We start from the raw sequence: 25,800 nt of genomic DNA, 5'->3' as shown, positions 1-25,800 counted from the left end.
TGCCTCCGGGAAGGTACTGGTGGGAGTGGGTGGCGCGGACGTGCTTTCAGCTGCCGGACGGGGTGTCCAGGAACAGTTCGATGACGGGCACGGGAGTGTCCGGGCGTTGCACGGGGAGCTGGAGTGTGAGCGTGCCGGCGGGCTGCCCGCCCATCTGGGTGTTGAGCACGGGCTCGCCCGGGGCGATCTCGGTCCGGGTGATCTCGGAGGCGTCGTTGAGGAGTTGGGCGTACCGCACCCGTCCCGCGAGGCCCGGCAGGTGCAGATGGCGCAGCGGCCAGGAGAACAGGTGGACGTAGAGCCGGTCTCCGCGCTGCGTGTAGCGGCAGTCGACGGGGGCGGTGTACGTGGACGGGCCGCAGCCCCGGACCGATCGCTCGTGCAGGTCCGTCCACCGGCCCAGTTCGCCGAGGGCGGCGACGGCGCGCGGGTCGAGGTCGCCGCGGCCGGTGGGGCCGACGTTGAGCAGCAGGTTGCCGCCCTTGGACACCCCGTCGACGAGCATCCGGACCAGGAGGTCGGCGCTCTTGTGGTCGAGGTTGTCGCGGTCGTAGCCCCAGCTGCCGTTGAGCGTCTGGCACGCCTCCCAGATGACGGGCTGCCCGTTCCTGGTCATCGGGCCGGACGGCTGGTACTGCTCGGGGGTGACGAAGTCGCCGGGGATTCCGGTCCGGTCGTTGACGAGGACGTGCGGCTGGAGGTCGCGGATCATCTCCAGGAGCTTCGGCGAGTCCCAGTCGTCGGGGCCCTTGCCGCCCCACCAGTGGCGTCCTGCGTAGGAGAAGTCGAAGAACAGGTAGTCGACGGGTCCGAAATCCGTGAGCAACTCGCGTACCTGGCCGTGCAGATACCGCTGGTAGTCCCGGATGTCACGGTCGGCGGTGGCGGCCTTGAACTCCTCGTCGTCTCGCTGCGGGTGGTTGCCGTCCACGGGGAAGGAGGGGTGGTGCCAGTCGATCAGCGAGTAGTAGAAGCCGACCTTGAGCCCTTCGGCACGGCACGCCCGCACGAACGGTCCGACGAGGTCGCGGCCGTGCGGGGTGTTGGTGACCTTGTAGTCGGTGAGCGCGCTGTCCCACAGGCAGAAGCCGTCATGGTGCTTGGTGGTCAGTACGACGTACCGCATCCCGGCCGCCTTGGCCGTTCTCGCCCACTGGACCGGGTCGTAGCGGTCGGGATCGAAGTGGTCGAAGTAGACCTGGTACTGCTCGTCGGTCAGTTCCTCCCGGTACTTGACCCACTCGTGCCGGGCGGCGAGGGAATACAGACCCCAGTGGACGAACATGCCGAACCGGTCGGTGGTGAACCACGTCGGGTCCGGACCGGTGGCCGGGGCGGTGCCGTGGCCCGGGGTGGCGTTCTGGCCCGGGGTGGCGGCGGATACGGGGGCGGGCAGCGGCGCCGGTCGGGGGTCAGCGGTCGGAGTCACTGGGGGTCGCTCCTTAGTGCTCGTGGTGTGGTGGCGGGGCGGCAGGCAGCTTGCGGGTCAGCCCTTCAGCGCGCCGGAGGACAGGCCGTGCACGAAAGAACGCTGGAAGAACAGGAAGACGATCACGGACGGGAGCAGCGCCAGCAGCGAGGCCGCCATCACCACTCCGGGCGTGACGTCGGGGTCGATCCGCAGCGTCCGCAGCGCCAGCGGGAGTGTGTACGAGGAGGAGTCGGTGGCCACGAGGAGGGGAAGCAGATACTGGTCCCAGATCATCGTGAAGCCGAAGACTCCGATGACGCCCAGCGCCGGCTTGCACATCGGCAGGATGATCTGGGCGAAGATGCGCAGGTCGCCGGCCCCGTCGATGCGGGCGGCCTCTTCGAGTTCCCGGGGTACGTCCTTCATGAACTCGGTCATCACGAGGATGGAGAATCCCCAGGCGCCCAGCGGGACGATCATCCCGGCGAGCGTGCCGATCAGGTTGAAGTGGAGGACCGGCAGGTCGGCGAGGATCAGGGACAGCGGGAGGGCCAGGATCTCCTCGGGCAGCATCAGCGTCGCGAGGATCGCCACGAGGGCCAGCGCCATCCCGGGGAAGACCTTTCTGGCCAGGGCGTAGCCGGCCATGACGGACACGGCCACCTGGAGGAGCAGCCCGCCGCCCACCACGAAGAACGAGTTCAGCAGGTACGCGAGGACGCCCTGGTCGAACGCGATCCGGAAGTTGTCGAGGGTGACCCCGGAGGGGATGACGCTCAGCTGGGTCGGATCCTTGACCCGGCCGAAGGCGCTGACCAGCAGGGCCAGCAGCGGACCGGCGAAGACGATCAGGACCAGGGCGTACGTGACGGCCTTCAGGATGCGTCCGGCCGGGCTCCTGGCCTCGGTCAGGCCGAGCGCCGTCTCGTTGGGGGCGTTCACTTGCTCTCCCTCCTTCGTACCAGGTGGACGAAGACCGTCAGGATCAGCGTCGCGATGAACAGCAGGACGGCTCCCGCCGCGCCGACGCCGAGCCGGTTCTGTTCGAGGCCGAGTTTGTAGATCAGGGTCATGACGACTTCGGTCGAGCCGTCGGGGCCCCCGTTGGTCAGCAGGAAGACCTCGGTGAACACGCGCAGGCCGCGGATCGCCGCGAGGATGAACAGGATGGTGAACACCGACCGCAGTCCAGGCACCGTCACGTGCCACACGCGCTGCAGCCTGGAGGCTCCGTCGACCTTCGCGGCCTCGTACAGACCGCGGTCGACACCGGCGAGCCCTGCGAGGAAGATCATCATGTCGTACGGGGCGCCCCGCCAGATTCCGGTGATCATGATGGAACCGAGCGAGGTGTCGGGATGGTTGATGAACCCGGAAGGGCCGGAACCCACCAGACCCAGGAGGGAGTTGAGCATCCCGTCCTCGGTCGGGTGGTACATGATCCGCCAGAGTTCGGCGACGACGGCGATCGGCACCACCACCGGCAGGAACGCCGCGGAGCGTACGAAGCCGAGCCGGCGCCCCTGCCCCTCCATCAGCAGGGCGAGCACCAGGCCGAGGAGCATGGAGCCCGCGGTCTGCCCGGCGGCGAGGACGACGGTGTGCCAGACGGCGTCGCGGAAACCCTCGGAGCCGAGCACGGTGGTGTAGTTCTCGGTGCCGACCCACCGGTTTCCGAGGTAGGGCTGAACCTCCTGGAAGGACATCGTCAGGGCGCTGGCCATGGGGATGAACTTGAAGTACAGGAAGAGGAGCATGGCCGGAGCGAGGAACAGCCAGGGTGTCCACCACCGGCCCGCCCGACGGCTGTGCTTCGGGCGGGCCGCGGCGGCCCCGCCGGACGGGCGGCCCCCCGCTCCGGGGAACCGCCGTCCGGGGAGCGGGGCACGCTTCATCTGGTCGAGGCTCATGACGCGGCGATTCCCTGTTCCTCGAGAATGCCGGCGAGCTGCTTGTCGAGGTCGCGCAGCTCGCTGCCGGTGTCCAGTTCGCAGTCGGCCAGCAGCGCGTTGACGGTCTCCGCGGTCGCCTGCCGCACCGCGGTCCAGTTCGGGATGGAGGGGGCGTACCGCCCGGCGGAGCCGTATGCCTCGGCGTAGGTCCGCCAGCGGGGGTCCGGGCGGATCTTGGAGATGTCCACGGTCTTGTTCACGGGCAGCTGCACGGTGTAGCCCGACTCGCCCTGCATTCCGGTCCGTTGGCCCTCGGCGGAGACGGCGAAGCCCGCGAAGGCGTCCTGGCCCGCCCGGTTCTCGGAGCCGGCCATCAGGTAGACGGAGGCCCCCTCGGCGAGCACGGTGGCGTCCTCGGGTCCCTTGGGCATCGGAACGACCTCGTACTTGTCCTTGCCCAGGACTTCGTCGAAGCGGGGCATCAGATACGGGCCGACGACGAACATGCCGGTCCGCCCCGACTCGAACGTCTCGTTCGTGGGCGGGGTGTCCATGGTGACCGCGCCGGGCTGAATGGCCTTGGATGTGCAGCCGAGGTCGCGGAACCACTGCATGGCCTCGACCGACTCCTTCGTCGTCATCGAGGGCTTGTACGTGCCGTTCCCGGCATCGGCGATGAAGTCACCGCCAGCGGCCCAGAGGAAGTTGGAGAAGTACCAGGATGCGTATCCGCGCTTGGTGGACAGCGGCGCGGCCAGGCCGAAGGTGTTCTTCTTGCCGTCGCCGTCCGGGTCCCTCGTGGTGAACGCCTCGGCCATCGCGGTGAAGTCGTCCCAGTTCCGGGGCGCTTGGAGCTTCAGCTTCTCCCGCCAGTCCTTGCGGATGAGGAGCGCGGTGGCCTGCGCCGAGTACGGCAGGCCGAACTGCTTCCCGTCCAGGCTCTTTCCGGACTTCAGGCCCTGCTCGATGAGCTGCCCGCTGTCCTTGATCTTGTCGAGGTCGATCTCCCGGAGCAGGCCCTGGCTGTGCATCGCGCCGAGCTGCGTCACGTCGTTCATGATGATGTCCGGGAGGTTCTTCTGTGCGGCCCGCTGCTGCACCTTGGTCTCGAAGTCGTCGAATATCGCGGTGACCCGGACCTTGTAGCCGGTGGACTTCTCGAAGGCCGCGGCGAGTGCGAGTGTGCCCTTCTCCCCCGGCCCGCCCGGTGTCGTCCTGGTCCACAGTTCGAGGGGCGCCTTGGAGTCCTGCTCGACGTCCCCTCCGGCGGGACCTGACGTACAGCTGGTGAGGATCAGCGCCGACGCGAGAAAACCCGCTCCGACCCACCGCGATCTCTGCATCACAACTCCTGTTTCACTGCACCACAGCCGCCTCTGGTAAGCGCTTGCCGGGGACGCTAACGGCGCACAGATTCCCGCGTCAATACTCCGATGAATACAAAATTTTCGCAGCGTCGGCAGCCAGGCCGAAACCGCACCCCTCCCGACCCCGCTCCTTGGCCGACACCGCCCCGCCGGGGGCGACGACCACGAGGTTTCAGCCAGGAGCGGGCAAATTATGGCTGCACAGGGCACTGTTGGCTGTCGAACACCCTGTGGTCACATACGATGCCGACGCTCACCGGACGGCCAGAAACCCATGAACCCAGAACTATTGAAACCGCCCCAGTCATCCGATGTATCGTCACTTTTCGAGCGGGTTATCCGAAATTTCGAACAAGCCGCGCCAACCTTCGACACTCAGACAGACACGTCCACACACACCCGACCGGCCGACCGGCCGCGTGGGAAATCGCTGACCTCACGTCAGCGCAGCAGGCGAGGAGCGTCAACGAGATGGACGAGAACGCGCCCAGGCCGACAGCACTTCTGGTCATGGAGGCGGAACGGCAGCCGGACGTCTACCCGCCCGAAGTGCTGGCCGCTGTCGACCGGCTCGTGGACCGGCAGGGCCCACCCCTCACCCGCCGGCAGCTCGACGGACGTCCCGACGTCCTGCGCCGTACGGACATCCTGCTAACCGGCTGGGGCGCCCCCGTCCTCGACGCCGGCTTCATGTCCCGGGCACCCGGGCTGCGGGCGGTCTTCGTCGCCGCGGGCTCCGTGCGGCATCTGACGACGCCCGACTTCTGGGCGCGCGGCATCCCGATCGTCTCCGCGGCCGCGGCCAACGCCACCCCGGTGGCGGAGTTCGCCCTCGCGCAGATCCTCCTCGGGCTGAAGCAGGTCCACCGCATCAGCCGGGAAGTGGCCGACAGCCACCGGTACCCGCACAACCCCCGAATCCCCGGCGCCTACCGGTCACGTGTGGGTCTGCTGGGGCTCGGCCACATCGGCCGACTCGTCGCGGCACACCTCAGCCGCTTCGACGTCGAAGTCCTCGCCACCGACCCCTTCGCCGACGCGGCAAGCGCCCAGGAGCAGGGCATACGGCTCGTCGGTATCGAGGAGCTCTTCGCCACCTGCCACGTCGTCAGTCTCCATGCCCCGCTCCTGCCCGAGACCCACGGATCGATCGGAGCGAGCCTGCTGGCATCCCTACTGCCGGGCGCCACGCTGATCAACACCGCCAGGGGTGCGCTCATCGACGAGGAGGCGATGACGGAGGTCCTGGCTGCCAGACCCGACCTCACGGCCGTACTCGACGTCACACACCCGGAGCCTCCGGTCCCGGGCTCGCCGCTGTTCACTCTCCCCAACATCGTCCTGACACCCCACCTCGGCGGCGCCATGGGCGCCGAACGCCACCGGCTCGGTCATCTCGTGGCCGGCGAACTCGGGCGCCTGGTGCGGGGTGAGCCCCTTCTGCACGCGGTCGACCCCGCCCGTGCGGCAACCCTGGCCTGACAGGCGTGGCCAGCGGCCGGGGGAGGCGAGCGGCACGCCGCCCAATCAGCCGTCCAGCCCCTGCCGCCGCGGCAGCCTCGGCCTCGTGGTGAAGACGGCCAGTCGCCGCCCGTTGGCGAGGCCCGGGCGTCAGGCGAGGCGGAAGACCTCGGTGAGCGGGCGCATCGCGGCATCCGGTGCCTGCCCGTCCAACTCCTCGAAGTTGTGCGCCATTTCCTTCTGCCGGCGCGCGTTCACCTCGGTGGCCTCCATAGCGGCCCGGGCCCGGTCGAAGTCAGGGGTCTCCAGATAGCCGACGAGCAGGCCGTCCTCCCGCAGGAACAGGGAGTAGTTGTGCCAGCCCGTTCCGGAGAGCGCGGCCCGCATGTCGGCCCAGACGTGCTCGTGGCGCTCTCGGTACTCCTCGGTCTTCTCGGCGCGGACCTTCAGAAGAAGACAGACGCGCTGCCTGGGGTCACCTCCTGCACGGGCAGGGGGCCGCCCTCGCGAGGCGGCCCCCTGCCCCGTACGGCTCAGAAGTCGAAGGACCTCTCCTGGGCTGGGCTTCCGTTGAGCACGAGGCGCTTGAGAGCGCTCTCAGATGGGCAGGTGGCGACTGCACGGGAGCGTGGCGCACCGTCAAGGCCTGCAGCAACGATGGCTTGGACTCACCGAGAAGCAGGACGTGCCGGATCTTTCCGTACGAACAACCCGACCGGGCCGTTCACTTGCCGGCACGAGGACGTATCGGCGGCGGCAGTTGGGTGGAGGTCACCACCCGAAAGGCTCACGCCGGCACCGGGAGCACGCTCGTGCGACCTCCGGCAGGTCGCCACACAGACACCACCCCATGCCCGGGGCTTCTCCGCGCACTCCCCACGCACAGGAAGGCCGGCCGTTCCGGAGCGTCGGCGCTCTCACTGCGGACGGCGAGGGCGGTGTCGGCGCGTGAGAGACGCCCCGGCCTCAGGAGGACTGGCGCTGCACCAGGACGGTCGGCGTGATCACCGAATCGGCCCCCGCCTGCTCGGGGTGGTCGAGCCGGCGCATCAGAAGTCTGACCATCAGGCGGCCCATGCCCTCGATGTCCTGCCGTACGGTGGTGAGGGCAGGTACCGCGCCACTGGCGACGTCCCCCATGTCGTCGAATCCGACGACGGCGACATCGTCGGGAATCCTGAGGCCGCGCTCCAGGAGCGTACGCAACGCCCCCCGGGCCATCAGGTCGTTCGCGGCGAAAACCGCGTCGAGTCCGGGGCAGCGGTCGAGCAGTGCCGCCATGGATCGGGCACCGCTTTCCTCGGTGAAGTCGCCCTTTTGGAGGAGCTCCGGGTCGGCCTCGACGAGGACGTCGTGGTAGCCGGCCGCACGGTCGACCGCGGAGGTCTGGTCGGACGGACCCGCGATGTGGGCGATTCTGCTTCGACCTGCGGAAACGAGGTGCGAAACGGCCGCTCGCGCCCCTCCCCTGTTGTCACAGTCCACGTAGGGGGTGCCCAGGGAGGAGAACGCCGCGGGGCGGCCACCGAACACGTAGGGCACCCTGCTGTGGGCTATCAGCTGGGCGAGCCGGTCGTCGCTGTGCAGGGAGAAGGCGAGGGCCCCGTCCACATGGCCGCCGGACAGATAGCGAGCGATCCGATCATGATCGGACTCTCCCTCCACCCACAGCAGCACCAGTTGGAGGTCATTCGCCGACAGCTCCCTGCTGATCCCTCTCACATGCCGTTCGAAGAAAGGGTCGGAGAACACCCGGAACTCGGGCTCCGCGATGATCACGGCCACGGCACCGGTACGTTGGGTCACCAGGGAGCGTGCGGCCTGGTTGGGGACATAGCCGAGTTCCTCGACCGCCTTGCGCACTCTCTCGATCAGCGGTTGGCGCACCCCGGACCCGCCGTTGACGACACGGGATACCGTCGCCCGTGAGACACCCGCGCGAGCCGCGACCCCTTCGAGGGTAGGGCGAGGTGTCATCATCTGCTCGGGCAAGAATCTCTCCTGTTCACGCGCGGAAATCCGGGCGGTCTGCCGTTGCAGCATAGTTCCTGCGACACCCTCACCTGAGAGCGCTCCCAGTCGCGCGGGTCAGATGTGTCCCATAAGCGCACTCTGCACGGCATGGCAGCCCGATCCCATACGAAAAAGACGTGTCCAGTCCCGGCATGGAAGCACCTTCGGCGCCCCCTTCACGCATCGGCGGACACGAAGACGCACGCCACGGCGCCCTCCGCTGCCACCTACACCCCCTTCACTCCCTGGAAAACCGCAGCAGCACACAGGAGTTTCGACTCAGAGTATTGACCGCTTCCGAGTGCCGCTCTACGTTGTCGGCGACTTGAGAGCGCTCTCAGAAGGGCTGTGCATGAGATCTCACAGAAACCTGTCACTCCTGACCACGGTGGCTCTTGCAGCTACCGCATTGGGCACGGTGAGCAGCGGTGTTGCCTCGGCCGCGACCATCGAGGTCGGCAAGGGCAGCTACAGCGACGTTCGCCCGGCCGGCCGCCAGGGGCCGTCGAACAACGGCGGCCAGGCGGTCAAGCCGAAGGTCACTGCCGCCATGGCCGATACCCCCGTCCCGACGAACGACTGGTGGACTTCGCTGGCTTTCCAGCGCTTCTCCAGCAACCCGTGGTCGGAGAACATGTACGGCCACCCCCTCACCTACAAGGCGGTCTCCGGAGGTTTGGAGGTCGGCTACCCGACGACGCACCAGATCGTGGGCGGCGGCCGTCAGTACGAATTCCCCCACAAGGCCGACCTGACCCTGGGGCTCGCGGGGCTCAACTCCCCCGACGCGAAGGCCGACGGGTGGAGTGACTGGACCGTCAGCCCGTACTGGAACGACGGCGCCCGCAGTCTGAGGACGACCATCGGCCATGGCCTGCCGTACGTGTACGCGGAGGGTACCGGAGGTGCGGCGCAGATCAGCGCCGCCGCCCCGCCGACCGTCTTCGCCGATCAGGGCAACGTCCTCGGTGTCACCATCTCAGGTCACGACTACGCACTCTTCGCGCCGACAAGCAGCGACTGGACCGTCTCCGGCACCGAGATCCGTGCGGATCTCGGTGGCGAGAACTACTTCTCCCTGGCGGTCCTTCCGAGCAAGGAGGCGCTGGCCGACTTCAAGAAGTATGCCTTCAGCTTCGTGACCGGATCGAAGGTGGACTGGGAGTACAGGGAGGGGGACGGCGAGGTCAAAGCCACCTACTCGCTGACCACCGAGGCGAAGGAAGGAACCGAGACCGGCACCTTCCAGGCGCTCTACCGCCACCAGTGGCTTCATACCAGCGATCCGCTGACCGCCTACCGCTACGTCTCCTCGCGCGGTGAGATGAAGGTCCGCGAGGGCACGTCCTTCACGACCACCCAGAAGGTGAACGGTGTGCTGCCCGGCCTGCCGAGTGCCGCCGGCGTCGACAAGGCGAAGCTCAAGGGCTACATCAACGACGTACTGACCCAGGGCGACCCCTTCAGCGGCGCGATCGACACCTACTGGACCGGCAAGGCCCTGGGCAAGCTCGCCCTGCTCGTTCCCCTGGCGGACCAGGTCGGTGACACCGCCAACCGCGACAAGGTGCTGGCCCTGATCAAGGGCCGCATGGAGGAATGGTTCACGGCCGGCGGCCCCTCCGAGTTCTCCTACGACAAGGAATGGCGCACCCTCATCGGGTACCCGGCCTCCTACGGCAGCGACCAGGAGCTCAACGACCACCACTTCCACTACTCGTACTACGTGATGGCCGCGGCCATCGTGGCGCAGTACGACCCGCAGTGGGCCGCTGACTCCGAATGGGGCGGCATGGTCAAGGAGCTCATCAAGGACGCCGCCAACCCGGCGAGGAACGACAGCAGGTACCCGTTCCTGCGTGGCTTCGACGTCTACGCCGGCCACAGCTGGGCCGCCGGCCACGAGTCGTTCGCTGCGGGAAACAACCAGGAGTCGTCCTCGGAGTCGATCAACCTCAGCGCCGGCCTGATCATGTGGGGCTCGGCCATGGGCGACAAGGCGCTGCGTGACCAGGGCGTCTACATGATGATGACCGAGTCGGAGTCGATCGCGCAGTACTGGTTCGACACGGACCAGCAGGTCTACCCGCAGGACTTCACCCACGACGCCGTCGGCATGGTCTGGAGCAGCGGCGGCGCCTACGCGACGTGGTGGACCGCCAACCCCGAGGAGATCCACGGAATCAACTTCCTCCCGATGACCGGCGGTTCCCTCCACCTGGCCCGTGAGAAGGCCATGCTCAACCGCAGCGTGGTCGAGATGGAGAAGGAGAACGGCGGCCCGGCCGTCGAGTGGAAGGACATCTTCTGGCAGGTCCAGGCCCTCTACGACCCGGCCAAGGCCATGAGTTACTGGAACCAGTGGAACGGAGGCTACGTCCCCGAGGCCGGCGAGACCAAGGCCCACACCTATCACTGGGTCGCCACGATGAACTCCATCGGTTCGCCGGACATGACCGTCACGGCCAACTCGCCCACCGCCGTCGTCTTCGACAAGAACGGCACCAAGACCTACACCGCCCACAACTACACGGCCGAGGCGTGCTCGGTGCTCTTCTCCGACGGCGGAGTCCTGAACGTCCCCGCGAGGTCCACCGCGTCCGGCACGGGCGGCGACACCGAGGTCGGCACCCTGTGCGGCGCCCCCGGCGACGACAGGCCCAGCGCGCCCGGCACCCCCATGGCAAGTGACATCTCCGACGACTCCGTCAAGCTGACCTGGAGCGCGGCGACCGACGACAAGGGGATCAAGGACTACGACGTCTACCGCGGCACCAGCAAGGTCGCCACGGTCACCGGCACCTCGTACACCAACACCGGCCTGACCCCCGGCACCCCCTACACCTACAGCGTCAAGGCCCGCGACACCTCCAACCAGGTCGGCCCGGCCAGCGGCACCGTGACCGTCACCACCACCGGCAACCCGCCCCCGCGCGACGAGGCACCCGGCGCGCCGGGCACCCCCGTCGCCGGCGAGGTGACCAGCAGCTCGGTGGCACTGAGCTGGGAGGCGGCGGCTGACGACAGGGGCGTCAAGAACTACGACGTCTACCGCGGCACCAGCAAGGTCGCCACGGTCACCGGCACCTCGTACACCAACACCGGCCTGACCGCCGGCACCTCCTACACCTACAGCGTCAAGGCCCGCGACACGGCCGACCAGGTCGGCCCGGCCAGCGGCACCGTGGCCGTCACCACCTCCGGCCCCCCGCCGGTCACGGGCGACACCTTCTACCTGCGGTCCGGCGGCCAGTTGACCACCCAGGCGGCGGATGCAGGCTCCTCCGACACCATCCCGTCCGCGGGCGGCACCAACCGTGACGGAACCCCGCACAACCCGCGCGTCTACGAGGTGAAGAACGTCAGGGGCGCCCTGAAGGCGGGCTCCGGCACGGCCTTCACCTTCAAGGTCGACGCCGGCGCCAACGTCGGCTACGCCCAGCAGGCAAGGGTCTCCTACGACCTGACCGGCGACGGCACCTTCGACCGTGTCGAGACGTTCCGCTACTTCGCCTCCGACCCGATCACCGGCTGGGAGGACTACTCCTCCGCCCGGCAGGGAGCTCTCTCCGCCTCGGGCACCCTGGGTGACCTGAACGGCGGCACCATCCGCGTCGAGGTATGGAGCGCCCTGGGCAACGGTCCGTCCACCCTCCAGGTGGGCAAGGGATCCGTCCTGACCATCCCGTTCGCCTGACAGCGATCGGGCCCGGCCCGTGGGTCACGCACCTGCGGGCCGGGCTCGTCCGGCGAGGAACCCGCGGTTCGGAACCCACCCCGACGCCGAGCGCGACCGTGACCGAGGAGCCGACCTCACCGCCGTCGAGCCCCACGCCCACCGTCACCTCCACGCTGCCTCCCACGAGCGACACGTTCCGCCTGCGCCGGGGCGGGCAGCTCGGCACCTCGACGACGGACACGAGCGCGGACACCATTCCGTCAGCCGACGGAACCACATCACGGGAAGCCTGGCGGCCGGAACTCGCTGGGCGATCCCGTTTGCTCTACGCCCGAAGTGGAGCGAAGCTCAAGGACCAGCGAACCGGCAGGTAGCCGTGCGCACCGCTCAGTTGGCACGCCGAACTCCCCTCCACAGTGCCGCCGAAGCGACCCACTAACCGAGGAAGCTCAGCCGCACCCGGCGGTCCGCGTTATCGACGTTGGTGTCGACCAGGCACACCGACTGCCACGTACCGAGCTCCAGCCGTCCCCCGATCACCGGCAGTGTGGCGTGCGGTGGGACAAGGGCCGGCAGTACGTGGTCGCGGCCGTGACCCGGGCTGCCGTGGCGGTGCTGCCAGCGGTCGTCCGCGGGGAGCAGGGTGTGGAGCGCGGCCAGCAGGTCGTCGTCGCTGCCCGCTCCCGTTTCCAGGACGGCGATTCCGGCTGTCGCGTGCGGCACGAAGATGTTGAGGAGGCCTTCCCGGCCGTGGGCGGCAGTGGTGAGGAACTGCTCGCACTGTGCCGTCAGGTCCGTGACGGTCTCGGTAGCTCCTGTGGCGATGTGCAGGACACGCGTGGTGAAGGATTCCGACATGGCTCCCATTCTCCCGCTTGCGGGGTGGGATCGCGCATCCACGGAACGGGACGGCACTGACCGGTCGCGTTCGGCGTCGCCGCCTTCGGCGCCATGTTCCGTTCAGAACCGATCACTTCGCGCGGTCGCACAGACCTGCTACGAGTGGCCTTCGCCGTTGTGACGCAGCGCCTGCTGACGTCCTCTCAGCCTTTCTCCCCACGGTGACCCGGCGTGCGTGTCCGTGCACCGCCTCACCACTCGGGGGCCCGGCCGCGGCCGGGCCGGTGGCGGCCGCGCACGCCGATGTCCATCTGACCTGAGGCGAGCCTCCCGCTGCGGCCAGGGAGAAGATCGACTGGATCAGTCGGCCGGCGGAGTGACGGGGCGGCACCGTTCGATTCCGCAGCTGAGCGAGCCTCGTCCGGCCGGTCCTGGATCTTCCCGTGCGGGAAGATCCAGGACCGGCCGGTGGTTGGTAGAAGCGTGAACAACTCCGGGATGCGTGAGCTGGATGTCGTCGTGGTGGGCGCCGGACAGGCCGGACTGTCCAGCGCCTATCACCTGCGACAGGCCGGGATGGAGCCCGGCCGCGACTTCGTCGTCCTGGATCACGCTCCCCGTGCGGGCGGCGCCTGGCAGTACCGCTGGCCCTCGCTGACGTACGGGAAGGTGCACGGTATGCACGCCCTGCCCGGCATGGAACTGACCGGCGCCGATCCCGGCCGGCCCTCGTCCGCGGTGATCGGCGAATACTTCGACGCGTACGAACACCGCTTCGACCTGCGGGTTCACCGGCCGGTGGAGGTAAGTGCCGTGCGCGAGGGGGACGGTGGGCGGCTGCTCGTGGAGACGTCCGAGGGTACGTATGCCACACGCGCGCTGATCAGCGCCACCGGCACCTGGGACCGGCCGTTCTGGCCGCGGTACCCGGGCCAGGAGACCTTCCGGGGACGCCAACTGCACACGGCCTGTTACCCGGGCCCCGGCGAGTTCGCAGAGCAACGGGTGATCGTCGTCGGAGGTGGCGCCTCCGGCACGCAGCATCTGATGGAGATCGCGGACGTGGCGGCCGATACCTTCTGGGTGACGCGCCGGCCGCCGGTGTTCCGTGAGGGGCCGTTCGGCGAGGCGGAGGGGCGCGCCGCAGTGGCCCTGGTGGAGGAGCGTGTACGTCAGGGGCTGCCGCCGCGGAGCGTGGTGAGCGTGACCGGACTCCCGCTCACCGAGGCCGCCAGGGACGCCCGTGCGCGGGGCGTCCTCGACCGGCTCGAGATGTTCGACCGGATCACTCCGGGCGGCTTGGCCTGGGATGACGGTCGGACCGTCGAGGCCGACGTGATCCTGTGGGCGACCGGTTTCCGGGCGGCGGTCGACCATCTGACGCCGTTGAAGCTCCGTGAGCCCGGCGGAGGCATCAGGCTCGACGGCACCCTGGTGGCGCGCGACGAGCGCGTCCATCTCGTCGGATACGGCCCATCGGCCAGCACGATCGGTGCCAACCGTGCGGGGCGGGCCGCGGTCCACTCGGTCAGACGCCTGCTGGACGCGGCCGGACGGCCGGAGCACGCACCAGCCCCTGCCGGACACAGGACGACCGGCACACTGTCAGCGGGAGTCAGCCGGTGGCGGCGGACCGGCGGTTGCGGTTGAACTCCTCTACGTTGGTGAGCTGTTCGTCGTAGTTGTCGGTGAAGCGGGTGTCTCCCTGCCGAACCGTGACGAAGTACAGCCATGGGCCCGGCGGCGGACTGACGGCCGCCCGCATCGCCTCCTCCCCCGGATTGCCGATGGGAGTCGGCGGCAGCCCCTTGCGCTCGTAACTGTTGTAGGGACTGTCGATCTTCGTGTCGCCCGTGGTGGTGTCCAGCGTCGACCGCTTCAGTGCGTAGTTGATCGTCGAGTCCATCTGCAACGCCATGTCCTGGGCCAGCCGGTTGTAGATCACCCTGGCCACCTTGCCCATGTCGGAGACGGTATCGGCCTCCGCCTGCACGATCGACGCGATCGTCACCGACCGATGGACGGAGTCGCCGTTGCGCTGCGCCCCGGCCGTGACGCGGTCCACGCCGAACCGCTCGGACGCCGTCTGCACCATGTAGCGGAGCAGGCCCTGGGGAGTCGTCTCGTCGTCGACGGGATACGTCGCGGGGAAGAGATAGCCCTCCGGATTTCCACCGGCAGCGGCCGGAAGGGAGAGTTCGGCCCCGGGCACGGCCTTCTCGGTGCTGCCCGGGGCCAGCCGGAGCGCCTTGTCGGCCGCGGCGTACACCTGGGAGGCCCGCCATCCTTCGGGGATGACCAGGAAGCGGGGCTGTTGCCGCTTCTCCTGCGACCCGAGGAACAGCAGCGGCAGCAGTACGGCCGCCGCCACGACAAGCGCGGCGCCGAGGAGCAGCACCAGTCGCCCGCGCCGGGTCGGACGGAGCCTGGGGCGGGGTGGGGCGTCCGGGGACTCGTTCACCATGCGGGCACGGTAACCCGGACGTATGCCCCGAACCGGTACCTCACCGCAGACGACACGACCACCGCGCATCGCACCAGAACGCACGAACAGGCAATCGGGTGTTCGCTCGAACGCGTGGTCGTACCGGTTTTCGTTGCTCGACTCCCCTGCGGAGCCTGATGATTACAGAGCGCACGCGACGGGCTGCAGACCGCGACTGCGCAGTCCCACAGACGCACCACGTACAAGGAGAAACACCAGATGAACTTCCTCACCAACCTGCTCGCCGGCATCGTCCACTTCGTGGGTTGGCTCGTCTGACCATCACTCCACCGGCGCCGCCGCTCCCCGTCCCACGGGAGCGGCGGCGCTGCCGTGTGCGGCGGCCGTCAGCCCCCGGGCCAGGCCGGGTTCACGGTCTCGCGAAGGGAGCGGAGCGGCGCATCCGGTGTCCACGGCGACCGCTTCGGCGAGTACATCGCGGGCCCCGCCCCGCACAGGCCCCTGCCTCAGGGGGCGACCGGTGCCAGGTGGGTGTCGCGGCGGATCAGGGCCGCGTACCGGCCGTCCTGAGCAAGCAGTTCCTCATGGGTGCCGCGCTCCACCGTGCGACCGCCGTCCAGGACGATGATCTGGTCGGCGTCCCGGATCGTGGAGAGCCGGTGAGCGATCGTGATCGTGGTGCGACCTGCGGAAAGAGAGTCGATCGCCGACTGCACGGCGTGTTCGGTACGTGTGTCGAGCGCGCTCGTCGCCTCGTCGAGGATCAGCACGGGAGGGTCGCGGAGAATCGTGCGGGCGATCGCCAGCCGCTGCTTCTCGCCGCCGGAGAAGCGGTAGCCCCGCTCACCGACGAGCGTGTCGTAGCCGTCGGGCAGGGTGGCGATGTGGTCGTGGATCTGCGCGGCGCGGGCCGCCGCCTCGATCTCCTCGTCGGTGGCCTCCGGCTTGGCGAAGCGGAGGTTGTCGGCGACGGAGGCGTGGAAGAGGTAGGTCTCCTGGGAGACCACACCCACGGCCCTGGCAAGGGTGTCGAAGTCCAGGTCCCGCACGTCGACGCCGTCGATGGTGACGCGGCCGCCGGTGACGTCGTACAGCCGGGGGACGAGGTAGCTGAGGGTCGACTTCCCGGAACCGGTGGGACCGACGACCGCGAGGCCGCTGCCTGCGGGCACGGTGACGTCGATGCCGCTGAGCGTGGCCGCGCTCTTCCCGTCGTAACCGAAATCGACGTCCTCGAAGGCGACCTCCCCGCGGATCTTCTCCAGCCGCACCGGCTTCTCGGGCTCGGTGATGTCCACGGTCAGGTCCAGGTACTCGAAGATCCGCTGGAACAGGGCGAGGGACGTCTGCATCTGCACTCCGGTGGAGAGCAGGCTCACGACGGGCCGGAACAGGCCCTGCTGGAGCGAGACGAAAGCTACGAGGGTGCCGAGGGAGACGGCGGTGGCGCCCGTCTGGAGCGTCATACCGGCCGCCCAGTAGATGACGGCGGGCATGGCGGCCATGACGATGCCGATCGTCGACATCCGCCAGCGCCCGGCCATGCTGGAGCGCACTTCGAGACCGACAAGGCGCTCGGATTCCTCGGAGAAGCTCCTGGTGAGCGACTCCGAGCGGCCCATGGTGCGGCCGAGAAGGATGCCGCTGACGGAGAGCGACTCCGTGACGGTGGCGGCCATGGCCGCCATCTGCTTCTGGCGCTGCGTCGTGATCCTCTTGCGCTCCCGGCCCACCCGGCGGCTGATCCAGACGAAGACCGGCAGCAGGAGCAGGGAGACGACGGTCAGTCGCCAGTCGAGCGCGAGCATCGCGACGACGGTGGCGATGACCGCGGTGAGGTTGGAGACCAGCGAGGTGGCGGTCGAGGTGACGGTCGCCTGCATACCGCCGATGTCGCTCGCGATGCGGGACTGCACCTCGCCCGTGCGGGTCCTGGTGAAGAACGCCAGCGGCATCCGCTGGAGCTGGGTGTAGACGGCGGTGCGCAGATCGTGCATGACGCGCTGGCCGACCGTCGTGGAGATCAGGGTCTGCACCACACCGAAGACGCTGGTCATCACGGCGGTGAGGATCATGCCGAGGGCGAGCAGCGAGAGCAGACCGGTGCGGCCCTGGGGGATCGCGGTGTCCAGGATCTCGCGCAGCAGGAACGGGGAGGCCACCGATACCAGGGACGAGGCCCCGACCAGCAGACCGACCAGCGCGAGCCGGCCGCGGTAGGGGCGGAAGAGACGGAAGATGCGGCGCAGCTCGGCGGGCGACTGTCCGTCCTCCCTGGGCTGGGCGTTCCACGTGGGTTCGTCGGGTTTCATGGGCCCCTTCGACAGGCGTGCGGGAACAGGCGGCGTGCGGAAACGCCCCCTGGAAGAGCATAGTGCATTGTTACCTGTACTCACAATGAACATGGTCCTGATATCGTTCCCTCATGGACTCCCCCGATTCCGACGGCCTGCTGGCCGAGCAACTGCTGCGGCTCACCCGCAGGCTCCACCGCATCCAGAGCCGCCAGCTGGAGCCGGTCGGCATCACTCCCGCCCAGTTCCGGCTCCTGCGCACGGTCGCCCAGTACGACAGTCCGCCCCGGATGGCCGATCTGGCCCAGCGCCTGGACGTCGTCCCGCGCGCCGTGACCAGCCTGGTCGACGGTCTGGAGGCGAGCGGCCGGGTGCGCCGCGCCCCCGACCCTGCCAGCCGACGGGTCGTGCGCGTCGAGATCACCGACGAGGGCCGCGCCACACTGCGGTCCCTGCGCAGCGCGCGCCGCGCCGCCGCGGAGGAGATCCTCGCCCCGCTGACCGCCGAACAGCGCGACGTGCTCGGCGGCCTGCTGTCCGCTCTGGTCGACGGGATGCCGGAGCGCCACTGCTGACACGGCGTCGGGCGCCGAACGCCTTCGCGGGCGACCGCGGCATGCCGCACCAGGAGCCGGCCGCCCGGGCCACCGCGGAGGCCGCGGCTCAGGACGCCGGAACACCCCTCGGACCGCCAGCCTCCGGGTGCTCCGGCGCTCTGCGCGGCGGCCGGATATGTTCCCCCCAGCGGTCCGGACGCGGAAAACCGTTTGCCTCGGACCGGGGCAGGACGCGAACCTTGCACGGTTTGGTCCCCCGCCCGTCCAACGATTCCGCGAGGTCCACAGGACCTCTGCCCTTCCGAGCCCTGGGACGTCATGCAGATTCGCGATCTTCCGTATTCAGATCCTGGCGATCCGGATGTCCGGTCAGGTCCACGGTTCCTGTTCTGGCTCGGGCGCAGTCAGCTCTCCGGACAGCTCAAGTCCCTTTCCTGGGGCCTGCTCCACCAGTGCGCCATCGCCGGACTGCCGCTCGCCGTCGGGCTGGCCGTCCAGGCCGCCATCGACCGCTCGGGCCATGGCCTCCTGGTGGCCGGCGGGCTGATCGTGGCCCTCGGCGTGCTCATCGCGGTGGGCGACACGATGCTCCACCGCACCGCCATCACGAACTGGATCACCGCCGCGGCACGCGTACAGCAGCTGCTGGCCCGCAAGACCGCCGAGCTCGGCTCCGCGCTCACCCGGCGGGTCGCCGCCGGCGAGGTCGTCGCCGTCTCCACCGGCGATGTCGAGAAGATCGGCTGGTTCGTCGAAGCACTTTCCCGCTTCGCCGCCGCCGCGACCGCCCTCGTACTGATCTGCGTCGGCCTCGTCCTCTATCTCCCCACGCTGGGCGTCCTCGTGGCCGTCGCCATGCCCGTCCTGGCCCTGGCCGTCCTGCCCCTGCTCCCCCGGGCGACCCGGCGCGCCGACACCCAGCGCGAGAAGGCGGGCAAGGCGACGGAGCTGGCCTCCGACACCGTGGCCGGTCTGCGGGTGCTGCGCGGCATCGGCGGCGAGGAGCTCTTCCTCGGCCGCTACCGCCGCGCCTCCCAGGAGGTACGCAAGGCCGCCGTCCGCAGTGCGCGGATGTGGGCGCTGATCTCGGCGATCCAGGTGCTGCTGCCGGGCATTCTCCTGATCTCCCTGGTCGTGTACGGGGCCACGCTGGCCCGGGACGGCCGCATCGAGGTGGGCCAGCTGGTCACCGTGTACAGCGCCGCGACACTGATGCTGTTCCCGCTGCGGCACGTCGAGGAGATCGCCATGGCGTACTCCTTCTCGCGGCCGTCCGCGCAACGCGCGGTCCGGGTGCTGTCGCTGCACCGCAGCGCTCAGCCGTCGACCATCGAGGGCATGGCTCCGACCGGCGACCTGTACGACCCCGTCACCGGCCTGATGGCTCCCCAGGGGCTGTTCACCGCCGTGGTCTGCGGCGATCCCGACGAGGCGGGCCGGCTGGCCGACCGGCTCGGCGGTCATGTCCAGACCGCGGACGACGTGGACGATGCGGACGACGAGACGACGGCGAAGCCGAAGCCGAAGCCGCAGCCGCGGCCGCAGGCACCGTCCGTACTGCTCGGCGGTGTGGCGCTGGACGAACTGCCGCTGGACTTCGCACGGTCGGCGGTGCTCGTGCAGGACAAGGACCCGGTGCTGCTCTCGGGCACGCTGCGTGAGCTGCTCGACGTACCGTCCTCCGGTCTCGTGACCGCCGAGGACGCCCTGGCCGCGGCCCAGTGCGGTGACGTGCTGGACGCGCTGGCGCAGGCTTCGCCCGACGCGGACGGCGACCCGATGGGGACCCGCATCACGGAGCGCGGCCGTTCTCTCTCCGGCGGCCAGCGGCAACGGCTCGCACTGGCCCGTTCCCTGGTCACGGACCCGGAAGCACTGGTGCTCGACGAGCCGACGTCCGCCGTCGACTCGCACACGGAGGCCAGGGTGGCCGCCGGTATCAAGCGGCTGCGCCAGGGCCGTACGACCGTGGCGTTCGCCTCGTCGCCGTTGCTGCTCGACCTCGCCGACCGCGTGGTGCTCGTCCACGAAGGCTCCGTCGTGGCCGTCGGTTCGCACCGCCAGCTGCTGCGCGGCGAACCCCGGTACCGGGCTGTCGTGACCCGCGAGACCGAGAACGAAGTCGCGGCCCTGGCCGCGCAGGACCCGCCCGCGGAGACCGGACAGGCCGACGCGATCGAAGCCATCGAAGAAATCGAGGAGAGGGCATGATCGGCGTCGCACCACCGGCGTACGACCCGGCCGCCCCGGAGTCGGCGACGACCCTGCCGGTCGGCACACCGACGACCGTGCGCGGCTACGTACGCGACCTGATGCGGCGTCACCGCAAGGCGTTCGCCGCGCTCATCGCGGTGAACGCCGTCGCGGTGATCGCCTCGATCACCGGTCCGTATCTGCTGGGCGGGCTGGTCGAGGACCTGTCGAACGGGGTCACCGACCTCCACCTGGAGCGCACCGCGACGGTGTTCGCGGTGGCGCTCGTCGTCCAGACCGTGTTCACACGGACCATGCGGCTGCGCGGTGCGATGCTCGGCGAGAAAATGCTCGCCGACCTGCGCGAGGACTTCCTCGTACGGTCGGTCGGGCTGCCGCCGGGTGTCCTGGAACGGGCCGGGACGGGCGATCTGCTGTCCAGGATCACCACGGACATCGACCGGCTCGCGAACGCGATGCGTGAGGCCGTGCCGCAGCTGGCGATCGGCGTGGTGTGGGCGGGGCTGCTGCTCGGCGCACTCACCGTGACGGCCCCGCCGCTGGCCCTGGCCGTGCTGGTCGCGCTGCCGGTCCTGATCGTCGGCTGCCGCTGGTACTTCCGGCGGGCGCCTTCGGCGTACCGCTCGGAGGCCGCCGGATACGCGTCCGTCGCGGCGATGCTCGCCGAGACCGTCGACGCGGGCCGGACGGTGGAGGCGCACCGTCTGGGGGCCCGCCGGGTCGCGCTGTCGGACCGGCGGATCAAGGAGTGGACGGCCTGGGAGCGGTACACGCTGTTCCTGCGCTCGGTGCTCTTCCCCGTCATCAACGCCACGTACGTGACGATCCTCGGCGCCGTGCTGATGCTCGGTGGCTGGTTCGTGCTGGAGGGGTGGCTCACCGTCGGTCAGCTGACGACGGGCGCGTTGCTGGCACAGATGATGGTCGACCCGATCGGTCTGATCCTGCGCTGGTACGACGAGTTGCAGGTCGCCCAGGTCTCGCTGGCCCGGCTCGTCGGCGTACGCGAGATCGAGCCGGACGCGGGCGACGACGAGATCGGCCCGGACGGCCGCGCGGTCCGGGCCGACGAGGTGCACTTCGGCTACCGGGCCGGGGTCGACGTCCTGCACAAGGTGACGCTGGACGTGGCTCCGGGTACGCGGCTGGCGCTCGTCGGCCCGTCGGGCGCCGGCAAGTCGACGCTGGGCCGGCTGCTGGCCGGGATCTACGCACCCCGTACGGGCGAAGTGACGCTGGGCGGCGCGGAGTTGTCGCGGATGACGGCGGAGCGGGTACGCGAACATGTCGCCCTGGTCAATCAGGAGCATCACGTCTTCGTGGGTTCGCTGCGGGACAACCTGCTGCTGGCCCGCACCGGAGCCGATGACGCCGAGCTGTGGTCGTCACTCGCCGCGGTCGACGCCGACGGCTGGGCGAAGGCCCTCGACAAGGGGCTCGACACCGAGGTCGGTTCGGGCGCGCTGGCGCTGACCCCGGCGCAGGCGCAGCAGATCGCGCTGGCCCGGCTGGTGCTCGCCGATCCGCACACGCTGGTGCTGGACGAGGCCACCTCACTGCTGGATCCGCGCGCGGCGAGGCATCTGGAGCGCTCGCTGGCCAAGGTGCTGGAAGGCCGCACGGTGGTGGCGATCGCGCACCGGCTGCACACCGCGCACGACGCCGATGTGATCGCGGTCGTGGAGAGCGGCCGCATCAGTGAACTGGGCAGCCACGACGAGCTGGTGGCCGCCGACGGCGCGTACGCGGCGCTGTGGCGGTCCTGGCACGGCTGAGCCGGGTCACCGGCCCCGAAGCCGACGGCCGTGCCGATCCTCGTTCTCACTACTGTGTGGCGGGTGAAGGATTCGAACACGACGTTGGGGACGCCGGACTGTCGCAGCGCCGGGCGGTATCTGTGGTGGCTGGTCACCAGTCAGCGCCGCCGGGCCGCCGCCGGTGCGCTGCTCGGCAGCACCTGGATGGTCTGCCTGACGCTGCCCCCCTACCTGCTGTCACGTGCCATCGACGACGGCCTGGAGCCGGGTCGGTGGTCCGTGCTGGCCGGCTGGGTGGCCGCGTTGTTCGGCGTGGGGGTGCTGAACGCGTGGATCGGCATCATGAGGCACCGCACGATGACCAGGGTGCGGATGGACGCCGCCTTCCGTTCGGTGCAGGTCGTGGTCAGGCAGGCGACCAGGCTGGGCGGGGCTCTGCCGCGCCGGGCCACGGCCGGGGAAGTCGTCACGATCGGGTTCGGCGACGTCGGCGTGATCGCCGGCACGCTGACCATCACCGGCCCCGGGGTCGGCGCGGTCCTCGCCTATGTCGTCGTGGCCGTGCTGCTGCTGGCCGTCTCGCCTCTGCTCGCCGCCGTGGTGCTGCTCGGTGTGCCCCTGCTCGCGGTGCTGGTCGGTCCGCTGCTGGGGCGGCTCCAGGGCGTCGAGACGACGTACCGGCAGCGGCAGGGTGAACTCGCCGCCCGGTTCGAGGACATCGTCAAAGGGCTGCGCGTCCTCAACGGCATCGGCGGCAAGGAGGTGTACGCCGAGCGCTACCGGGACGGCTCGCGCGCCGTGCGGGAGGAGGGGTACCGCGTCGGCACGGTGACCAGCTGGATCCAGGCGCTCGGCGTGGGACTTCCGACCTTGTTCCTCGGGACGGTGACCTGGCTGGCGGCCCGCATGGCCGCTCAAGGGGACATCACCGTGGGTGAGTTGGTCGCGGTCTACGGGTACGCCACGGTGCTCGTGGTGCCGGTCTCGTTCTTCATCGAGGGCGGTTACGACCTCAGCCGTGGACTGGTCGCCGCCCGCAGGGTCGTACGTTTCCTGACCCTGGAACCCGATTCCGTGGGCGGGAACGCGGTGGACGGACCCGGCGCACCGTCCACGCTGTGTGATCCGCGATCCGGCGTCGAGGTGGCACCGGGCAGGCTGACCGCACTGGTCAGCGCCCGGCCGTCCGATTCCGCGGCGGTGGTAGACCGCCTGGGCCGGTTCACCGACTCGGCCGCGACCTGGGGCGCGATCCGCCTCGACGAGATCGACCTGACGCAGGTGCGCCGCCGGATCCTCGTCGCCGACAACGAGGCCGACCTGTTCGCCGGCCCGCTGCGCGAGGTCATCTGCGGGACCCGGGACCGGGACGAGGAGGCCATCGGCCGCGCCGTCCACGCGGCCATGGCACAGGACATCGTGAGCGGCCTGCCCGACGGGCTCGATTCGCGTGTGGACGCGCAGGGCCGCAACCTCTCCGGCGGCCGGCGTCAGCGCGTCCGGCTGGTCCGGGCCCTGCTGGCCGATCCCGAAGTGCTCCTGGCGGTCGAGCCCACCTCGGCCCTCGACGCGCACACCGAGGCGGCCGTCGCGAGCCGGCTCCGCTCCGCACGGTCCGGACGCACCACGGTCGTGACCAGCACGTCACCACTCCTCCTGGACCAGGCGGACACCGTGCACTACCTGGCCGACGGTTCCGTCGTGGACACCGGAAGCCATCGCGAACTCCTGGAGCGGCAGCCCGGCTACCGGCTCCTGGTGTCGCGGGGCATGGACCACGAGGACGACGGTCCCGCCGGCGAAGGAACCGTCCCGCCGCTCCGGAAGGCCGTGCGATGACCGCCGACTCACCGTCCGCTCCCCTCACCCTGCCCATAGCCGGACCGTCCGCGGTACGCGGGGCGGCGCTCCGGCTGATCCGGCTCGACGGTCGTGCCTTCGCCGTCATGATCGGCCTCAACGCGCTGGCCGCCGGCGCGGGTCTCGTCGGACCCTGGCTGCTCGGCCGCATCATCGACGAGGTCAGGTCAGGGGGTGGAGTGGCGGCGGTGGACCGCCTCGCCCTCACCATGCTCGGATTCGCGCTGGTACAGCTCGTCCTGGCGCGTTACGCCGGTCACGTCGGCCACCGCTTCGGCGAGCGGACGCTCGCCCGCATCCGCGAGGAGTTCACCGAACGGGCGCTCGCGCTGCCCGCCGCGGCGGTCGAGCGGGCCGGGACCGGCGACCTGATGACCCGGGGCACCACCGATGTCGCCGCGGTCGGCGCGACACTCCGGGACGCCGGGCCCGAGGTTCTCATCGCAGGCGTCCAGGCGGTGTTCATCCTGGGTGCGGTGTTCGTGCTCGACCCGCTGCTCGGCGCGTGCGGAGTGCTGGGCCTGCTCGGCATCTGGTTCGCCGCCCGCTGGTATCTGCGCCGCGCTCTCAGCGCGTACCTCGACGAGGGCGCCGCCAACTCGGCTCTCGCGGAGCAGCTCGCGGCCACCGCCGCGGGAGCCCGTACCGTCGAGGCCCTCGGACTCCAGGAGCGCCGCATCGCGGCCTGCCGGGAGGACATCGAGAAGTGCCGCGCCACCCGGACCCGCACACTGTTCCTCCGCAGCGTGCTCTTCCCGGCCGTGGACATCTCGTACGTCGTTCCCGTGGCCGGTGTCCTGCTGATCGGCGGGGTGCTGCACGAGCACGGCACGGTGAGCCTCGGTGCGGTGGTCGCGTCGGCGCTGTACCTGCGCCAGCTCTCCCAGCCCCTGGACACCATCCTCCAGCAGCTGGAGCAGGTGCAGAGCAGCAGTGCCTCGTTCGCCAGGGTCGAGGGCATCGGCCCGGCCGCGCCGGCACCGTCGGCCGCGTCCCCCGCACCCGCCGACGACCGGATCGAGGTGGCCGGTGTGCGCTACGCGTACCCCGGGGGGAGCGACGTCCTGCACGGTGTCGACCTGACGGTCAGGCCCGGCGAGCGCCTGGTGATCGTCGGGCCCTCCGGCGCGGGCAAGACGACCCTGGGCAGGCTGCTGGCCGGCATGGACACACCCCGCACCGGCACGGTGACGGTGGGCCGGGTCCCGGTGGCAGGCCTGGACGCCGAACAGCTGCGACGGCACGTCGTTCTCGTCACCCAGGAGCACCACGTGTTCCTGGGGACGGTCCGCGACAACCTGCGCATCGCCTCCGCCCGCGCCACCGACGCCGAGCTGCGCGCGGCTCTCGTCGCTGTCGGCGCCGAGTGGGCCGACGAGCTGCCGGACGGTCTGGACACCGATCTGGGCCACGGGAGCCATCGGCCGGACGGCGCGCAGGCCCAGCAGCTCGCCCTGGCGCGCGTCGTGCTGGCCGACCCGCACACGCTGATACTCGACGAGGCCACCGCGCTCCTGGATCCGAGCACCGCGCGGCACACGGAGCGTGCGCTCGCCGCCGTCCTCGAGGGGCGGACCGTCGTCGCCATCGCCCACCGGCTGCAGACCGCCCATGACGCCGACCGGGTGGCCGTCATGGAGGACGGCCGTCTCACGGAACTCGGCACCCACGCCGCTCTGGTCGCGGCCGACGGCGCCTATGCCGCGCTCTGGCACACATGGCACGGCGAGGGGCACGGCTCGGAGCGGTCCCCGCGCCGTCAGGAGGCGAACTCGGATGCGGCCGGTAAGGATGAGACGTGACCCACCCGGAATCAGGGGCAGGCGGGGACAGAACCGCGTAAGAGGGTCCGCGACATGCGGGGGTGGGAGAAGGAGCGGGGCCGGGTGCGTGCGACTGCGAGGCGGAGGATCGAGCATGGCGGAGCCATGGTGACCGACGACGACGCCGCAGACGTGCGTTTGCCCGGCCCCGCGACGCCTCCCCCCGTTTGCCGGACCCTATGAAGC

The 25,800-nt window shown here is 69.9% G+C and carries 17 protein-coding genes; 8 read left to right on the top strand and 9 right to left on the bottom strand.

What is annotated here, in order from left to right:
- Positions 1–46: 46 nt before the first annotated feature.
- The 4 genes from F0344_RS32200 to F0344_RS32185 are packed head-to-tail and all read right to left on the bottom strand — an operon-like array spanning position 47 to position 4,646.
- Positions 47–1,429, bottom strand: coding sequence for an alpha-L-fucosidase (locus F0344_RS32200; protein ID WP_258050188.1), 1,383 nt, complete (start codon positions 1,427–1,429; stop codon positions 47–49).
- A gap of 57 nt (positions 1,430–1,486) precedes the next feature.
- Positions 1,487–2,353, bottom strand: a complete 867-nt coding sequence (locus tag F0344_RS32195) for a carbohydrate ABC transporter permease (RefSeq protein ID WP_185302119.1) — start codon at positions 2,351–2,353, stop codon at positions 1,487–1,489.
- Positions 2,350–3,321: a carbohydrate ABC transporter permease gene (locus F0344_RS32190; protein WP_219732159.1), complete on the bottom strand. Its 972-nt coding sequence runs from the start codon at positions 3,319–3,321 to the stop codon at positions 2,350–2,352. Before F0344_RS32190 ends, F0344_RS32195 begins: the two co-directional genes overlap by 4 nt.
- On the bottom strand, positions 3,318–4,646 hold the full coding sequence (locus tag F0344_RS32185) for a sugar ABC transporter substrate-binding protein (protein ID WP_185302118.1): 1,329 nt from the start codon (positions 4,644–4,646) through the stop codon (positions 3,318–3,320). Before F0344_RS32185 ends, F0344_RS32190 begins: the two co-directional genes overlap by 4 nt.
- 495 nt (positions 4,647–5,141) lie before the next feature.
- Between F0344_RS32185 and F0344_RS32180 the strand changes: the two genes are divergently transcribed.
- Positions 5,142–6,152: a hydroxyacid dehydrogenase gene (locus F0344_RS32180; protein ID WP_185302117.1), complete on the top strand. Its 1,011-nt coding sequence runs from the start codon at positions 5,142–5,144 to the stop codon at positions 6,150–6,152.
- Between the two features lie 129 nt (positions 6,153–6,281).
- Here F0344_RS32180 and F0344_RS32175 read toward each other — a convergent pair whose 3' ends face one another.
- Positions 6,282–6,668, bottom strand: a complete 387-nt coding sequence (locus tag F0344_RS32175) for an L-rhamnose mutarotase (protein WP_185302987.1) — start codon at positions 6,666–6,668, stop codon at positions 6,282–6,284.
- A 429-nt stretch (positions 6,669–7,097) separates the two neighbouring features.
- Positions 7,098–8,111 carry a LacI family DNA-binding transcriptional regulator gene (locus F0344_RS32170; protein ID WP_185302986.1) on the bottom strand — a complete coding sequence of 338 codons (1,014 nt, stop codon included), beginning with the start codon at positions 8,109–8,111 and terminating at the stop codon, positions 7,098–7,100.
- 385 nt (positions 8,112–8,496) lie between these two features.
- On the opposite strand from F0344_RS32170, the gene F0344_RS36250 reads away from it, so the two are divergent.
- The gene (locus tag F0344_RS36250; protein ID WP_374940132.1) at positions 8,497–11,841 is read left to right on the top strand and encodes a glycosyl hydrolase; all 3,345 of its coding nucleotides are present in this window, start codon (positions 8,497–8,499) and stop codon (positions 11,839–11,841) included.
- Between the two features lie 417 nt (positions 11,842–12,258).
- Here the strand turns inward: F0344_RS36250 and F0344_RS32160 are convergent, their stop codons facing one another.
- Positions 12,259–12,681 (bottom strand): YjbQ family protein, encoded by a 423-nt coding sequence (locus F0344_RS32160; protein WP_185302116.1) that lies wholly within the window; start codon positions 12,679–12,681, stop codon positions 12,259–12,261.
- A 480-nt stretch (positions 12,682–13,161) separates the two neighbouring features.
- Here F0344_RS32160 and F0344_RS32155 point away from each other — a divergent pair, with 480 nt between their 5' ends.
- On the top strand, positions 13,162–14,313 hold the full coding sequence (locus tag F0344_RS32155) for an NAD(P)-binding domain-containing protein (RefSeq protein WP_185302984.1): 1,152 nt from the start codon (positions 13,162–13,164) through the stop codon (positions 14,311–14,313).
- Here the strand turns inward: F0344_RS32155 and mltG are convergent.
- Positions 14,279–15,127, bottom strand: a complete 849-nt coding sequence (gene mltG / locus F0344_RS32150) for an endolytic transglycosylase MltG (protein ID WP_185302115.1) — start codon at positions 15,125–15,127, stop codon at positions 14,279–14,281. The genes F0344_RS32155 and mltG overlap by 35 nt on opposite strands.
- A 488-nt stretch (positions 15,128–15,615) precedes the next feature.
- The gene (locus F0344_RS32145) at positions 15,616–17,421 is read right to left on the bottom strand and encodes an ABC transporter ATP-binding protein (protein ID WP_185302114.1); all 1,806 of its coding nucleotides are present in this window, start codon (positions 17,419–17,421) and stop codon (positions 15,616–15,618) included.
- A gap of 113 nt (positions 17,422–17,534) precedes the next feature.
- Between F0344_RS32145 and F0344_RS32140 the strand changes: the two genes are divergently transcribed.
- From F0344_RS32140 to F0344_RS32120, 5 genes are all read left to right on the top strand, one after another.
- Positions 17,535–17,978, top strand: coding sequence for a MarR family winged helix-turn-helix transcriptional regulator (locus F0344_RS32140; protein WP_185302113.1), 444 nt, complete (start codon positions 17,535–17,537; stop codon positions 17,976–17,978).
- Positions 17,979–18,278: 300 nt separating this feature from the next.
- On the top strand, positions 18,279–20,171 hold the full coding sequence (locus tag F0344_RS32135) for an ABC transporter transmembrane domain-containing protein (protein ID WP_185302112.1): 1,893 nt from the start codon (positions 18,279–18,281) through the stop codon (positions 20,169–20,171).
- Positions 20,168–21,949: an ABC transporter ATP-binding protein gene (locus F0344_RS32130; RefSeq protein WP_185302111.1), complete on the top strand. Its 1,782-nt coding sequence runs from the start codon at positions 20,168–20,170 to the stop codon at positions 21,947–21,949. The genes F0344_RS32135 and F0344_RS32130 overlap by 4 nt, the downstream gene beginning before the upstream one ends.
- Positions 21,950–22,012: 63 nt before the next feature.
- On the top strand, positions 22,013–23,770 hold the full coding sequence (locus tag F0344_RS32125) for an ABC transporter transmembrane domain-containing protein (RefSeq protein ID WP_185302110.1): 1,758 nt from the start codon (positions 22,013–22,015) through the stop codon (positions 23,768–23,770).
- Positions 23,767–25,593: an ABC transporter ATP-binding protein gene (locus tag F0344_RS32120; protein ID WP_185302109.1), complete on the top strand. Its 1,827-nt coding sequence runs from the start codon at positions 23,767–23,769 to the stop codon at positions 25,591–25,593. The genes F0344_RS32125 and F0344_RS32120 overlap by 4 nt, the downstream gene beginning before the upstream one ends.
- Positions 25,594–25,800: the final 207 nt, after the last annotated feature.

Origin of the sequence: Streptomyces finlayi, from assembly GCF_014216315.1 — a bacterium.
Taxonomy (GTDB): domain Bacteria; phylum Actinomycetota; class Actinomycetes; order Streptomycetales; family Streptomycetaceae; genus Streptomyces; species Streptomyces finlayi_A.
Note: the sequence above shows the minus strand (reverse complement) of the source record. Positions and strands in the feature narration are given on the sequence as shown.

Excerpts from the sequence above, each read along its gene's own strand:
- F0344_RS32190 (WP_219732159.1), bottom strand. The coding sequence starts at position 3,321 with ATGAGCCTCGACCAGATGAAGCGTGCCCCGCTCCCCGGACGGCGGTTC.
- F0344_RS32185 (WP_185302118.1), bottom strand. The coding sequence starts at position 4,646 with ATGCAGAGATCGCGGTGGGTCGGAGCGGGTTTTCTCGCGTCGGCGCTG.
- F0344_RS32180 (WP_185302117.1), top strand. The coding sequence starts at position 5,142 with ATGGACGAGAACGCGCCCAGGCCGACAGCACTTCTGGTCATGGAGGCG.
- F0344_RS32170 (WP_185302986.1), bottom strand. The coding sequence starts at position 8,111 with ATGATGACACCTCGCCCTACCCTCGAAGGGGTCGCGGCTCGCGCGGGT.
- F0344_RS36250 (WP_374940132.1), top strand. The coding sequence starts at position 8,497 with ATGAGATCTCACAGAAACCTGTCACTCCTGACCACGGTGGCTCTTGCA.
- F0344_RS32160 (WP_185302116.1), bottom strand. The coding sequence starts at position 12,681 with ATGTCGGAATCCTTCACCACGCGTGTCCTGCACATCGCCACAGGAGCT.
- F0344_RS32155 (WP_185302984.1), top strand. The coding sequence starts at position 13,162 with ATGCGTGAGCTGGATGTCGTCGTGGTGGGCGCCGGACAGGCCGGACTG.
- mltG (WP_185302115.1), bottom strand. The coding sequence starts at position 15,127 with ATGGTGAACGAGTCCCCGGACGCCCCACCCCGCCCCAGGCTCCGTCCG.
- F0344_RS32145 (WP_185302114.1), bottom strand. The coding sequence starts at position 17,421 with ATGAAACCCGACGAACCCACGTGGAACGCCCAGCCCAGGGAGGACGGA.
- F0344_RS32140 (WP_185302113.1), top strand. The coding sequence starts at position 17,535 with ATGGACTCCCCCGATTCCGACGGCCTGCTGGCCGAGCAACTGCTGCGG.
- F0344_RS32135 (WP_185302112.1), top strand. The coding sequence starts at position 18,279 with ATGCAGATTCGCGATCTTCCGTATTCAGATCCTGGCGATCCGGATGTC.
- F0344_RS32130 (WP_185302111.1), top strand. The coding sequence starts at position 20,168 with ATGATCGGCGTCGCACCACCGGCGTACGACCCGGCCGCCCCGGAGTCG.
- F0344_RS32120 (WP_185302109.1), top strand. The coding sequence starts at position 23,767 with ATGACCGCCGACTCACCGTCCGCTCCCCTCACCCTGCCCATAGCCGGA.